This is a genomic window from Chitinophaga chungangae (genome assembly GCF_017742215.1).
GTDB lineage: Bacteria > Bacteroidota > Bacteroidia > Chitinophagales > Chitinophagaceae > Chitinophaga > Chitinophaga chungangae.
Window position 1 is genome coordinate 131,537 of record NZ_JAGHKP010000005.1, and the last position, 12,837, is coordinate 144,373.

At 52.9% G+C, this 12,837-nt stretch carries 12 protein-coding genes; 4 read left to right on the forward strand and 8 right to left on the reverse strand.

What is annotated here, in order from left to right; translation table 11 throughout:
- Positions 1-169 precede the first annotated feature (169 nt).
- From J7I43_RS23865 to J7I43_RS23885, 5 genes are all read right to left on the reverse strand, one after another.
- Positions 170-2,998: an alpha/beta hydrolase family protein gene (locus J7I43_RS23865; RefSeq protein WP_209148513.1), complete on the reverse strand. Its 2,829-nt coding sequence runs from the start codon at positions 2,996-2,998 to the stop codon at positions 170-172.
- Positions 2,999-3,080: 82 nt separating this feature from the next.
- The gene (locus tag J7I43_RS23870) at positions 3,081-3,968 is read right to left on the reverse strand and encodes a DMT family transporter (protein ID WP_209148514.1); all 888 of its coding nucleotides are present in this window, start codon (positions 3,966-3,968) and stop codon (positions 3,081-3,083) included.
- Between the two features lie 10 nt (positions 3,969-3,978).
- On the reverse strand, positions 3,979-4,695 hold the full coding sequence (locus tag J7I43_RS23875) for a polyprenol monophosphomannose synthase (protein WP_209148515.1): 717 nt from the start codon (positions 4,693-4,695) through the stop codon (positions 3,979-3,981).
- 71 nt (positions 4,696-4,766) lie between these two features.
- Positions 4,767-5,543: a 3'-5' exonuclease gene (locus tag J7I43_RS23880; RefSeq protein ID WP_209148516.1), complete on the reverse strand. Its 777-nt coding sequence runs from the start codon at positions 5,541-5,543 to the stop codon at positions 4,767-4,769.
- A 4-nt stretch (positions 5,544-5,547) separates the two neighbouring features.
- Positions 5,548-6,918 carry a UDP-N-acetylmuramate--L-alanine ligase gene (locus J7I43_RS23885; protein WP_209148517.1) on the reverse strand — a complete coding sequence of 457 codons (1,371 nt, stop codon included), beginning with the start codon at positions 6,916-6,918 and terminating at the stop codon, positions 5,548-5,550.
- A 324-nt stretch (positions 6,919-7,242) separates the two neighbouring features.
- Here J7I43_RS23885 and ytxJ point away from each other — a divergent pair, with 324 nt between their 5' ends.
- The 4 genes from ytxJ to J7I43_RS23905 all read left to right on the forward strand — a co-directional run bounded on the left by ytxJ (position 7,243) and on the right by J7I43_RS23905 (position 9,461).
- Positions 7,243-7,575: a bacillithiol system redox-active protein YtxJ gene (gene ytxJ / locus J7I43_RS23890; protein WP_209148518.1), complete on the forward strand. Its 333-nt coding sequence runs from the start codon at positions 7,243-7,245 to the stop codon at positions 7,573-7,575.
- 84 nt (positions 7,576-7,659) lie between these two features.
- Positions 7,660-8,244: a UbiX family flavin prenyltransferase gene (locus J7I43_RS23895; RefSeq protein ID WP_209148519.1), complete on the forward strand. Its 585-nt coding sequence runs from the start codon at positions 7,660-7,662 to the stop codon at positions 8,242-8,244.
- Between the two features lie 8 nt (positions 8,245-8,252).
- Positions 8,253-8,672: a type II 3-dehydroquinate dehydratase gene (gene aroQ / locus J7I43_RS23900; RefSeq protein WP_209148520.1), complete on the forward strand. Its 420-nt coding sequence runs from the start codon at positions 8,253-8,255 to the stop codon at positions 8,670-8,672.
- Positions 8,673-9,266: 594 nt separating this feature from the next.
- Entirely contained in the window at positions 9,267-9,461 is a 195-nt protein-coding gene (locus J7I43_RS23905) for a hypothetical protein (protein ID WP_209148521.1), read from the forward strand.
- 284 nt (positions 9,462-9,745) lie between these two features.
- Here J7I43_RS23905 and bioB read toward each other — a convergent pair whose 3' ends face one another.
- The 3 genes from bioB to J7I43_RS23920 all read right to left on the reverse strand — a co-directional run bounded on the left by bioB (position 9,746) and on the right by J7I43_RS23920 (position 12,762).
- On the reverse strand, positions 9,746-10,720 hold the full coding sequence (bioB, locus tag J7I43_RS23910) for a biotin synthase BioB (RefSeq protein ID WP_209148522.1): 975 nt from the start codon (positions 10,718-10,720) through the stop codon (positions 9,746-9,748).
- Between the two features lie 93 nt (positions 10,721-10,813).
- Positions 10,814-11,914 carry a M42 family metallopeptidase gene (locus J7I43_RS23915; RefSeq protein WP_209148523.1) on the reverse strand — a complete coding sequence of 367 codons (1,101 nt, stop codon included), beginning with the start codon at positions 11,912-11,914 and terminating at the stop codon, positions 10,814-10,816.
- A gap of 59 nt (positions 11,915-11,973) precedes the next feature.
- Complete coding sequence (locus J7I43_RS23920; RefSeq protein ID WP_209148524.1) at positions 11,974-12,762, reverse strand: UbiA family prenyltransferase; 789 nt, start codon at positions 12,760-12,762, stop codon at positions 11,974-11,976.
- Between the last annotated feature and the right edge of the window lie 75 nt (positions 12,763-12,837).

A 12,837-nucleotide genomic window follows, 5' to 3' on the forward strand; every position in this document is an offset into this window, starting at 1 on the left:
CCTTCCGCACTGAATTCTGCTGTAAATATAGTTAAATAACTATATGCAATATCATTTTAATTAGAAAAATTTCTGCGATGCATGGAAGTTATTGAAAATCTTCCAGTTAACGACAGAATAACAAAGTCCCGGCGTTTGCCGGGACTTTGTGTTTATAACCAGTTGAATATCAATAATCAAATCCCCAATCTTTGCCCTTTTCCGTGGCCGGCACGCCTTTGCTCAGCCATTTCGGGGCGGGGGCGCCTTTCAGGAAATGATCGAAAAACTGCTGCTCCCGCACCTGGATGTCTTTCCGGTTTTGCCGCTGCACCAGGTTGTGCGCCTCTCCATTATAATTGAGCAGCCAGACCGGTTTGCCCAGCCTGCGCATGGCGGTGAACATTTCGATGCCCTGGTACCAGGGCACTGCACCGTCCGCATCGTTGTGCATGATGGCCAGCGGCGTGGTCACTTTGGGAATATGGAACAGCGGCGAGTTTTCGATGTACAGCTCCGGTTTGTCCCACAACGTGGCGCCGATGCGGCTTTGCGAATGTTCGTACTGGAACTGCCGGTTCATGCCGCTTTCCCAGCGGATGCCGCCGTAAGCGCTCGTCATGTTCGCCACGGGCGCGCCGGCCCATGCGGCTTTGAAAAGCGGGGTGGCGGTGATGAGGTAACATACCTGGTAACCGCCCCAGCTCTGGCCCTGGATGCCCATGTTGGTTTTGTCTATCCAGGGATTTTTAGCCAGCGCTTCCGCGCCGCTTACGATGTAGTTGTAGGCGCTTTTGCCGGGATGCCCCGTTTCATACCGGATGTCCGGCGCAAGCACCACGTAACCGCGGCTCACGAAAAACGTGATGTTCAGCCGCGAAGGCGTGGGAGCGGGCGCCTGGTAGCTGTAAAGACCGTCTGTCAGTTTCTCGTAGAAATAGATCAGCACGGGATATTTTTTGTTGGGGTCGAAGTCCTCAGGTTTGTACAGGATGCCTTCGGTGGTTTTCCCGTTGTAGGTCTGCCAGCTGAAAAGCTCCGCCGTGCCCCAGTTGTATTGGCGCTGCTGCGGGTTCAATGCGCTGATGCGTTCGGCTTTGGCGATATCCGCACCGGCGAACACGTCCGGCGATTCCACGAAACTGCTGCGCTGGAACAGATACATCTCCGCGTTCTTCGCCTTGTCCACGGCGGAATACGCATACGGCGCCATCACGAGCTGCTGCGGGCCTTTTTTGTCCTGGAGCTTCAGGCTCCACAGGCCGCCGTATTTGCTGGAATCGTTTTGCGCGGCCAGCAACAAATGTTGTTTGGGCAGTATAAAACGTTCGTCCTGGTCCAGTTTCAGGATGCGGAAGCTCGTGCGAAGCCTGCGCCCTTCGCCTTTGGTGAGGTTTACCGGGGTTTCTTTCCCCAGCGGGTCTACCTGCCAGATATCGTACCGGTCGTTGATGTACACGTATTTGTCGTGCTCCTGCCAGCCGTTGGTGCCGTATGCGCGCGGGTAATCGGGCATGTCCATTTCCTCGTCGGTGATGCGCGCGGGAATATTGGCGCTGATCACGCGGCTGGTGCCGGTGGCGGTTTCATAAGTATGCCACTGGCCTTCCGGCTGGTCGAACCAGAGGATAAAACGACCTTCGGAAGAGATGACGAAGTTGCCGTCCACGTCCGTTTTGATCACTTTGCGCTCACCGGTGGAAATGTTCACGGCGTAACCGGTTTTGAGCGTGCCGCCGGTCCATTGCATGGCCACGCGGCTGTTCGCGTCCGTATAGCCGACGCCGTAATTGGCGTTGCCTTCGTCGCCGGGGAAGAACGTTTCCATGCTGAGGTCCGCCAGCTGCACTACACGCTGCTGCGCGGGGAAATACACGGCGGCGTAATTCCTTTTCAGTTCGCGGTCGAGATTTTTGAGCTGCATGGTTTGCAGGTAATCGTCCTGGTAATGCCAGATGTCCACCTTCGCCACTTCAAAATCCACGATGGTAGTGTCTTTCGGCTTGGGGATGGGCGCGGTGCCGAAAAACAGGCGTTCGCCGTTGCGGGAGAAAACAAGCCTGCCGTCTTCTGAAACGTCCCAGTTGGCCGGGATGCCTTTTGTCGATTTGGTCACTACGATGCGCGCGGTATCCTGGCCGGGTTTGAAATAATACAGCGAATAGAATTTCTGCAGCGCTTTGGCGCTGTCGCGGCTGCCGACGTAGGCGAGCTGTTTGCCGGCCTCGTCGAACGCGAATTGCGCGAAGGCGCCGTGGCCGTTGCTGAGAATGGAAGATCTGCGCGCGGCCGCATCCCAGAGCAGCACGGCGGGTTTGGCGAGCGAATCTTTTTTAGGCGGATTGGTAACCAGTGCCAGGCTGTTGCCGGGTTTGCTGAGGGTGTAGGAAGTCACGTATTTCACCGTGTCTGCGGGGTGCTGTTTGCCGAGGTACACGATCACGAGATCGCCCGCGTCCGCGGCGGAAGATCTGCCGGGCGTATCGTCGTCCGCATCGAGATCTTTGAGCGGCGCGGGTTTGGTGAGATTTATTTTCGCGGCGGTGTCTTTTGGTCTTTCCATTAAATAAGCCAGCAGGCCGCTGCCTTTTTCGGGCGTTTTAAAGGACCTGACGTTGGGTATTTTGGTGACGGCGGTTTGCCCCAGCTCGAGAATACCCAATGAATCTTTGGGCATATCGGTGGGGATCTTCTTTTTGATGCGCGCCTGCCGCGTGTCCTGGAAAAACGGTTTGATGTAGAAGACCACGTAACGCGAATCTTCGGTGATCACCGGCGCGGAGCCGCGCGGGATGCTGACCTGTCGGCCGTCGCGGAGATTGCGCACCACCAGTGTGGCGTCGCCTTCCTGCGGTGTAACGGTATAGGCGGCCCACTGGCCGTTGTTGGAGATCGTTTTTACGCCGATGTTTTGCCAGCCATCGTACACCGTATGGTCCAGCGGTTTTTTGGATTGGGCGGATACCGATGCCGGGATCAAACAGGCCAGGGATAAGCTCCACCAGAGGGATCGTGTCATAGCAATAATGGTTTAGACTTGGATGAGACAGGCCCTAAATTAACATTTTTCCCCGCACAGGATGCGTTTAGATGACAGGCGGTTATACGGAAGGGAGGCTGCGGCGGTGCTGGCGCATCACGCGCAGCATCTGGAGCAGTACGGAAAGCAAAATGAGGCCGAGGCCGGCGTAAAAACCGTCCTGCAGCAGTTTATTTTCCTGGAAGATGACAAAAGCGAGAATGATGCTGTACAGGGGTTCGAGGTTAAAACAAAGATTGACGGTGAAGGCGGAAATTTTGGTAAGCGCGTTCATGGAAAGCGTGTACATCAGCACGGTGCAGAACCAGGCGAGTATGAGCAGGTAAAGCATATCCATCCCGGAAGGTATCAGCGAAGCCACGGGAAAGGCTTTGAGGTAGAAAGGCATGAGCACGGTAAGACCGAGGAAACCCACGCCCAGCTCGTAAAAGGTAATGCTGGCGGTGTCGTATTTTACGACCAGTCTTTTATTAAAAACGGTGAACAGGGCGCAGAACATCGAGGAGATGATGCCGAGAATGATGCCTGTGCGGTATTGCGTGTCGAAATGAAAGATCAGCAGGATGCCGGCGAGGGGGAGCATGCTAAGGAGCATCTCCGTTTTGTCGAACGGGCGGCGGTTGATCAGCGGGTCGAAAATGGCGGTGAAGAGGCTGGTGAGGGAAAAACAGACCACGCCGATGGACACGTTGGCATATTTGATGCTGCCGTAAAAAAATATCCAGTGCAGCATTACGATGCAGCCGGTGCCGCCGATGCGGAGGATGGCCTGCATGGGCAGTTTTTTCAGTTTGCCCTGCCAGCGGAACAGCACGTACATGGTAACGGCGGTGATCAGCAGCCGGTACCATACGAGCAAACCTTCGTTTAAGGTGATCAGTTTTCCCAGGATGCCGGTGAAACCGGCGAGGAAAACGGAAAGATGAAGCTGTAAAAATGCTTTTTTCACTGTAACGGAATTATCCAAACAAGCTCTGCCACTGGATCTTCAACACGCCTAAAATGCCTTCCTTCACAATGCCTTTGCTCATTTTGGAATAGCCTTCCTTACGGTCTATAAAAGTGATGGGAACTTCCCTGATGGTAAAGCCCAGTTTCCAGGCGGTAAATTTCATTTCGATCTGGAAAGCGTAGCCTACGAACTGGATGCTATCGAGATCGATCTTTTCCAGCACTTCGCGTTTGTAACAAACGAAGCCGGCGGTGGCGTCTTTCACCGGTATCCAGGTGATGCAGCGCACGTAAATGGACGCGCCGTAACTGAGCACGGCACGGTTCCAGGGCCAGTTCTCGGTTTTGCCGCCGCGCACGTAACGCGAGCCCACGGCCATATCGGCGCCTTCGTTTGCGCAGGCGTGATGGAGGCGCACGAGGTCTTTGGGGTTGTGCGAAAAGTCGGCGTCCATTTCGAAGATGTATTTGTACCCTTTTGCCAGCGCCCATTTAAATCCGTGTATATATGCGGTGCCGAGCCCCTGTTTGCCGCTTCTTTCTTCGAGAAAAAGCTGCCCGGGATGATCGGCCTGCAGTGATTTTACGATCGCGCCGGTGCCATCCGGGGAACCGTCGTCTACGATGAGGATGTGAAAGTCCTCCTGCAATGAGATCACCGCGCCAATGATCTGGCGGATATTGTCTTTCTCATTGTACGTAGGTATGATAACTAATTTTTCCAATTAGCACGGTTTTTATAAGGATGGCAAAAATAGATAAAGTCGCGCGCAAATTAGCACGTTTTACTAAAACATTAAGATTTTTTTAGCACCATACTGGTGTAGATCTCTGTCAGTTTTTGTTTGGTGTTGAGCGGAAAATCGGCTTTCATCATCCAGTCGTAATATTGGGGTTCGGCTTTAAGCACGTCTCTTACGGGTCTTCCTTTGTATTTGCCGAAGTTAAACATTTCCACGCCGTTCTGCATCACGATGCGGCGGGCAAAGTCCACGAAATCGTCTTCTTTGGTGAACGCTGCGAGGGCGTCCACATCGGCTTTGAGCTGCGATTCGTAGCGTGCCAGCTGCGCTTCGAGGATTTCGAAGGTGGCTAGCGCGTCTGCCTCGGCGCTGTGAGCGTTCGTGAGGTCCTTATCGCAATAGAATTTGTAAGCTGCGCTGAGCGTGCGTTTTTCCATGAGATGGAATATTTTCTGCACGTCTACGAAACGGCGGTTGCTCACATCGAAGGTGAGACCGGCGCGCAGGAATTCTTCCACCAGCATCGGGATATCGAACCGGTTGGAGTTATACCCCGCGATATCGCAGTTTTCGAGGAACTGGCGGTATTCGTTGGCTACCTGTTTGAAAAAGGGCGCGTCTTTCACGTCGTCGTCGGAAATGCCGTGAATGGCGGTGGTTACCGCGGGAATGGGCATGCCGGGATTGATCCGTTTTACTTTGTTTTGCACGGACCGGTCCGGCATTACTTTGATGACGGCGATCTCGATGATCCGGTCTGTGGCTACGTTGGTCCCGGTGGTTTCCAGGTCGATCACAGCAAGGGGGCGGGTAAGTTGTAAGGCAGACATTCTTTTATTGTGGTTTCTGTACCGTTAAATATTTTTTCAGTTCTGTAAGGTTGAGGCCTTCATAGTCGCCGGAGCTCATCAGCAGCAGGTTGGTGTTGGTAAAATCCTGCTGGTCGAGAAAACGTTCGAGCGCCTGGCGGTCCGTCAGTATTTTGAGGTCTTTCCGGGCAAAGCCGTTGCGTACCACGTCGGGCTCAAGGTAAGGCATCCGTTTGATCTCGAGGGCGTGGCCGCTGTAAAATACAGCCGCAACGTCCGCCGGGTCGAGGGCGCCTTTGTATTCGGTCATAAAACCGGCGTTGAGGCTGCTGTACGTGTGCAGTTCAAGTACGGCAACGAGCTTCCGTTCGGGGTACTGGTTGCGCAGCGCCTGGATGGTGGCCTTCACTTTGGAGGGGGCGTGGGCGAAGTCGCGGTAAATGGCCGTTTGTTCGTCTTTCACCACCAATTCCATTCTTTTGGCGGCGCCTTTAAAGGTGGCGATGGCCGCCAGGAAGTCGATATCGCCTACGCCGAGGGCGCGGCAAACCAGCAGGGCGGCGTGAATGTTGAGCAGGTTATGCTCGCCGAACACCATCAGGTCGGTGGAGGCGTTGCCGAAACGAACACGGGTATGGCCGTTGAGGATGGTATGTTCGGGCACGCCATAGGGGATGCATTCGAGGTGAGTGCCTTCTTTTTCAACGAGTTGGCGCAGCGTTTCGTCGGTATGATTGTAGATCAGCTTACCGCCCGGCTCCATGGTGCGGAGGAAGATGGCGAACTGTTCGAGGTAGTTGCTGAAAGTGGGGAATACGTTGATATGGTCCCAGGCGATACCGCTTAAAACGGCGATATGAGGGTGCAGGAAATGGAATTTCGGCCTTTTTTCGAGCGCGGAGGCGGGGTATTCGTCTGCCTCGCACACAATGAGCGGGGCATCGGTGACGTTTACGGACTGCGCGAAACCTTCCAGCCGGGCGCCCACGAGGTAGTCGAACTTGAGGCGGCATTGCTGCAGCACGTGCATGATCATGGAGGTGATGGTGGTTTTTCCATGGCTTCCGCCGATGGCTGCGCGGGTTTTGTGAAGGCTTTCCTGGTAAATGTATTCCGGGAAGGAGTATATCTTCAGGTTGAGTTCGCGGGCGCGGAGCAGTTCGGGATTGTCTGCCCGGGCGTGCATGCCGAGGATAACGGCGTCGAGGTCCGCTGAAATGCGCTCCGGGTCCCAGCCGAGGGTGGCGGGAAGGATGCCTGCCCGGGCGAGGTTGCTGCGGGAAGGCTCGAAGATCTCGTCGTCGCTGCCGGTTACCTGGTAGCCTTTATTCCGCAGGGCAATGGCGAGTTGGTGCATAACCGAGCCGCCTATTGCAATAAAGTGTACTTTTGCCATGCTTATCGGGTCCTTATGTGTTATTTCCGGGCCGTAATAACGGGTAGTTAACAGCACATAGGATTGTTTTTTTTAATATAAAGTATATATTTGCAAAATAACGTTACAAAACACGAATCACAAAGTTCTACAATCCAAGCCTATGAAATTTCGTTTATTTACTAAAAAGCAGACTATGAAATCAGGACGCCGTATTTTCGGTATTGTATGTTTGATGGCAGTATGCGCTGCCGCATTTTCTTCCTGCGCCTCCCAGAAGCTGGGTTGCCCTATGAAGATCACCAAGGTACAACATGTAGGAGACAAAAACTGTTAGGATTATTTATGATTATGATGTGGACGGCATTGGAAAGTGAAGAGCAATTAACGGAAATCAAATCCCGTTCTTTCGAACAACCGGTAGTGATATTCAAGCACAGTACGCGTTGTTCCACCAGCAGCATGGTGAAATCGAGGCTGGAGCGGAGCGAGGCGCCGGAGGGTTTCGGGTTTTATTACCTGGACCTGATCAGGTACCGCTCGGTGAGCAACCTGGTAGCGGAAACGTTCGGCGTGCAGCATGAATCGCCGCAGGTGCTGGTGATCCGCAATGGCGCGTGTGTGTACGACGAGAGCCATATGGCCATACGGATGGAAGAGTTGCCGGAGATGAGCTGATAAAGACATTTACCTTAGTAATAAGGCCCTGTTGAAAAGTATTTTGCTTCTCAACAGGGCTTTGTTTTTTGTAGCTTTGCGGATATGAGCGTGCAAAAGAAACATCGTATAGTAGTGGCGGTTACTGGGGCGAGCGGTTCCATTTACGCCCGCCAGCTGCTGGGCAAGCTGGTTGCGTTGAAAGACCAGGTGGATCAGGTGGCGATCGTGATGACGGAAAATGCGAAGACCGTTTGGGAAACGGAGCTGGAAGACAAGGGGTTTGAGCATCTGCCGTTCCCTGTGTATTCGCAGCACGATTTCCATGCGCCGTTCGCGTCCGGCAGCGGGCGGTACGACATCATGATCATTTGCCCGTGTTCCATGGGTACACTGGGGCGAATTGCCGGCGGTATATCCAACGACCTGATCACGCGGGCGGCGGACGTGGTGCTGAAAGAGCGCCGCAGGCTGATCTGCGTGCTGCGGGACACGCCTTATAACCTGGTGCATATCCGGAATATGCAGGCCGTAACGGAAGCCGGGGGGATCGTTTGCCCGGCCACGCCGTCTTTTTACAGCAAACCCCGCACGATAGAAGAAGTGGCGGCCACGGTGACCGACCGGGTGATAGACCTGGCAGGGCTTGAACAGGATACTTTCCGCTGGGGGGAATCATCAACACGATAAATCCGAATATGAAAATAGCGATCATCAACGGCCCCAACCTGAACCTGCTGGGCAAACGCGAGCCGGAGGTTTACGGCAGCCTTACATTCGAACAATATTTAGACACGCTGAAAGCGCAGTTCCCGGAAGTGGAGTTTGTGTATCACCAGAGCAATGTGGAGGGAGAGGTAGTGAATTTTCTGCACCAGGCCGGTTTCGACCACGACGGCATTTTGCTGAACGCGGGGGCTTATACGCATACGTCGGTAGCGATCCGCGATGCGATCGCGGGTATCAAAACGCCGGTGGTGGAAATACATATCAGCAATATTTATGCGCGGGAAGAGTTCCGGCATACGTCGCTGACGGCGGCGAAAGCGGTGGGGGTGATCTGTGGATTGGGGATGAAGGGGTACGCGCTGGGGGTGCGTTTTTTTCTCGAAAAATAATCCCTCCGGGAAGCGGAGATATTTGCCCCTGAAAGTGAGATATTCTCAGGGCTGAAAGTTGGTGTGGTCAAGGGGGTTGGGGTAGATTGCGGATGAAGTATAAAGATCAGTACGATACAAGATTGATTGAAGACGAAGGGATATTGATTTTTCAATTTGTCAGCCGAGGTCTCAGGGAATTATTCAAAGCGATCGAATTTCATCCGCAGTTTTATGAGATATACCGACGGTCGGTGTACGGCTTGATATTTGGTGTCTATAAAGATGAAGATCGCCGTTTGCGCGATTTTCGAATTACGACCCCGGAAAAGCATATGATGAGACCATAATATTCCAAAAATAAAATCCACTATAAAAAAAGGAGCAAACTTTAGTATGAGGTTCAGATTGCGGCGCAAGTCCCGGCAGCAAATACTGGAAAGAAGACGGAGCGTCCGGTTCCTGAAAAGCCTTAAGGGCAAAACACCGCTTTTCCCCGAAGCATACGCAAGAGCACAAGAAGTATTAAAAAACGCAGTCTGGGATGAAAAACTTGAAGCGCTCTTCGCGTTAAAACAATGATCCATTTAATATTTTAACTTTTAAAATGGAATTATGAAAACGGAGAAAATCGTCATTGAAATTTCCGCCGGAAAATCCATCGAAGAAGTACGGGAGATATTACACGATGTAGCAGATATGTACGGGAAAAGCCTGCCGAGAAAGCAAATTATAACAGCACAAGAATATTTAAGAAATTCCATTTGGCCTGAAGACCTGGAAGAGACTTTAAAGAGTTCGCCAAAATAGAATTCACTAAAAAAAGGAGCAAATTCTACTCAACCTTCATGATTAAGAATATGAGACGGAAAATTATCATCGAGATACCTCCAAACATGCCGTAAGAGACAAAAGCGCGATTAACGGAACTCGCCCTGAGCCATGTGGGAAACACTTTTCCCCAACGGCTTGCAGAGGCTGAAAAGATATTGAGAAATTCGGTATGGCCGGCAAACCTTGAGGAATTATCGGCCTCCTGAAAAACAAAAAGCCACGCTTCACAGCGCGGCTTTTTTACAAAAAATATCCTCTATCTAGTGCACATGCACATGTTCCTCTTTAAATGCTTCACGCGGCTTCAGCCCCAGTAATTCGAACATCATGTGATCTTCCTCGAAGGAAGGGTTTTTAGTGGTCAGCAGCTTCTCGCCGGTAAAGATCGAGTTAGCCCCCGCCATAAAACACATCGCCTGCTCGGAAAGGCTCATTTCAGCGCGGCCGGCGCTCAAACGTACCATCGCTTTCGGCATCAGGATGCGCGCAGTAGCGATCATCCGCACCATATCCCAAAACTCTACCTTCGGCAAATGCTCCAGCGGCGTGCCTTTTACGCGGGTCAGCGCGTTGATGGGAACGGAATCCGGATGTTCGGGCATCGTGGAAAGCGTGAGGAGCATGTTGATGCGGTCCTCATGACTTTCACCCAGGCCGATAATACCGCCGCAGCAAACCGTTACGCCTGCCTTGCGCACGTTGTCGATCGTTTTCAGACGGTCGTCGTAAGTACGGGTGGTGATGATCTCGCTGTAATATTCGTCTGAAGTGTCCAGGTTGTGGTTGTAGGAATAAAGCCCGGCGTCAGCCAGCTTTTGCGCCTGCGATTCGGTGAGCATGCCCAGGGTGCAGCATACTTCCATGCCGATCTCGTTCACTCCCTTTACCATTTCGATCACACGGTCGAAATCGCGGTTGTCGCGCACTTCCCTCCATGCCGCACCCATGCAGAAACGCGTGGAACCAGCTTCTTTGGCTTTACGGGCATATTCCATTACCTCGTCCTTTTTCATCAGGGCCTGTACGTTGATGCCGGTATTATAACGGGCTGCCTGGGGGCAGTAAGCGCAGTCTTCGGAACAGCCCCCCGTTTTGATCGAAAGCAGGGTGCAAACCTGTACTTCCGCCGTGTCCTGGTGCTCACGGTGCAGCGTGGCCGCACGGTACATCAGCTCCAGCAGGGGCGTATTATAGATATCCTTTATTTCTTCGAGTGTCCAGTCATGACGGATCATATGCTTCGGATTTGACGGCAAACCTATAAAACTATTGCGAATTATCAATTATGAATAACGAATAATATTATTATTTAATTGATAAAGTGTTAGTTACAGGTAGTGAAAGTTGGTTTTTGGTGTGATATTGAGTAAAGTCTGGTAGATCAGCTGGATGGTCTGCTCTATATCGTCCTTTTTCACCATTTCCACGGTGGTATGCATATACCGCAGCGGCAGGCTGATAAGGGCAGACGGCGTACCGTCGTTGGAATAGGCGAACGCGTCCGTGTCTGTTCCCGTGCTGCGGCTTACGGCATGCAGCTGGTAAGGGATCTTTTCCTTTTTCGCGGTGGAAATGATCAGGTCGCGGAGAATATTGTGCACCGCCGGGCCATAGGTGATGCTCGGGCCGCTGCCGCATTTGATCTCCCCTTCGATGTTTTTATTGATCATCGGCGTGGTGGTGTCGTGCGTAACGTCGGTGATGATGGCAACATTGGGCTTGATGCGTTTAGCGATCATTTCCGCGCCGCGCAGCCCTACTTCTTCCTGCACAGCATTCACGATGTAGAGGCCGAAAGGCAGGCGCTGTTTGTTTTCGGAAAGCAGGCGGGCTACCTCGGCGATCATGAAGCCGCCGATGCGGTTGTCTATCGCGCGGCAGATATAATAATCATAGTTCAGTTCCTCGAATTGATCGTCGAAGGTCACCACGCAGCCAACATGGATGCCGAGGTCTTCCACCTCCTTGCGGGAACGGGCGCCGCAGTCCAGGAAAATGTTGTCTACCTTGGGTTGCGGCTCTTTGCCTTCGTTGCTGCGCAGGCGTGTGTGGATGGCGGGCCAGCCGAACACGGCTTTTACGATGCCTTTTTCGGTGTGGATGTTCACCCTTTTTGAAGGCGCGATCGACTGGTCGGAGCCCCCATTGCGGATCACGTAAATGAGCCCCTCGGGTGAAACGTAATTCACGAACCAGGATATCTCGTCCGCATGCGCCTCAATCACCACTTTAAAGGCGGCTTCGGGGTTGATGACGCCAACGGCCGAACCGTAAGGGTCCACGATCGTATCGTCGATATAAGGTTTAAGATATTCCAGCCATAATTTCTGCCCTTCTTTCTCAAACCCCGTGGGAGCGGGGTTGTTGAGGTAATTTTTCAGAAAGGTCAGCGATTCCTTCGTCAGTATTGATTTCTGTTTCTTAGACATCTTTTGTTCAGGTTATGTACTTGTATCCGGCAAAAATACGGATTCCGCGCATTCGCTCCTCAAATTCCCCCCGCGGCAAGCCAGCCGAGGTGCAGCAGGGCAGACAGCATCATGAGCCCGTCCAGGAAAAAATAATATACGTAATCGGACGTATGGCGCTGTGAATATTCTTTCACCAGGGCCGTTACCGCCACCGGCGCCAGCAGGCTGAACACCACGTACAACGGCACCGCCGGCGCCAGCGCCAGGGCAAGGCCCGCGGCAATGACCAGCGAAATATAATACAACCGGTCCAGCTGCTTTTCAGGCAGGAAGGTGATCAGGCTGCGGATGCCCTGCTGGCGGTCTTCTTCACGGTCGCGGTAATCGAACAGGATGCAGATGGCGTAGATCAGGAAAAAGCGGTACGCAGCCAGGAATACCAGGTCCCACACGTCGGCCAGCATAATGTCCGCCATAAAAGCCGGCAGCAGCGTGGTAACGTACATCCACACAAAAGCGAGGAAAATGGTTTTCCCCACGGCGATCTTCGACAGCCAGCTGAAAGCCCGGTGCGGCACTTTGGGAGCGGAATAAAGGAAGGTCAGCACTACAGCCCCGCCGATCGGCAGCCAGTGATGGTACAATTGGAAAAAGAACCACAAAGAGCCTACCAGCCCGATGCCGCAGCCCAGCAGCTGCAAAGACCGCCGGCGCTGCCCCCAGAGGATGCGCTCGGAATGCCGGATAGACCCGGGCGTGAGGTACCAGTGAAAATTGTAACTGCAAATGGTGGAGAAAAACACGAACCCGGCAAAGTTGAACCTGTCCAGCTTCAGCTGTAAGATCTCTTCCGTTTGCCAGGCCATGGCCAATGCGCATAATGCGATATAAATCGAGCTGAATAGCAGGAAATTAAAAAAGCCCCGGATCATTCGGCTAAA

Bases quoted from the DNA above. Each gene is read 5' to 3' on its own strand.
- J7I43_RS23865 (WP_209148513.1), bottom strand. From the start codon at position 2,998: ATGACACGATCCCTCTGGTGGAGCTTATCCCTGGCCTGTTTGATCCCG.
- J7I43_RS23880 (WP_209148516.1), bottom strand. From the start codon at position 5,543: ATGTCTGCCTTACAACTTACCCGCCCCCTTGCTGTGATCGACCTGGAA.
- J7I43_RS23885 (WP_209148517.1), bottom strand. From the start codon at position 6,918: ATGGCAAAAGTACACTTTATTGCAATAGGCGGCTCGGTTATGCACCAA.
- ytxJ (WP_209148518.1), top strand. From the start codon at position 7,243: ATGATTATGATGTGGACGGCATTGGAAAGTGAAGAGCAATTAACGGAA.
- J7I43_RS23895 (WP_209148519.1), top strand. From the start codon at position 7,660: ATGAGCGTGCAAAAGAAACATCGTATAGTAGTGGCGGTTACTGGGGCG.
- aroQ (WP_209148520.1), top strand. From the start codon at position 8,253: ATGAAAATAGCGATCATCAACGGCCCCAACCTGAACCTGCTGGGCAAA.
- J7I43_RS23905 (WP_209148521.1), top strand. From the start codon at position 9,267: ATGAAAACGGAGAAAATCGTCATTGAAATTTCCGCCGGAAAATCCATC.
- bioB (WP_209148522.1), bottom strand. From the start codon at position 10,720: ATGATCCGTCATGACTGGACACTCGAAGAAATAAAGGATATCTATAAT.
- J7I43_RS23915 (WP_209148523.1), bottom strand. From the start codon at position 11,914: ATGTCTAAGAAACAGAAATCAATACTGACGAAGGAATCGCTGACCTTT.
- J7I43_RS23920 (WP_209148524.1), bottom strand. From the start codon at position 12,762: ATGGCCTGGCAAACGGAAGAGATCTTACAGCTGAAGCTGGACAGGTTC.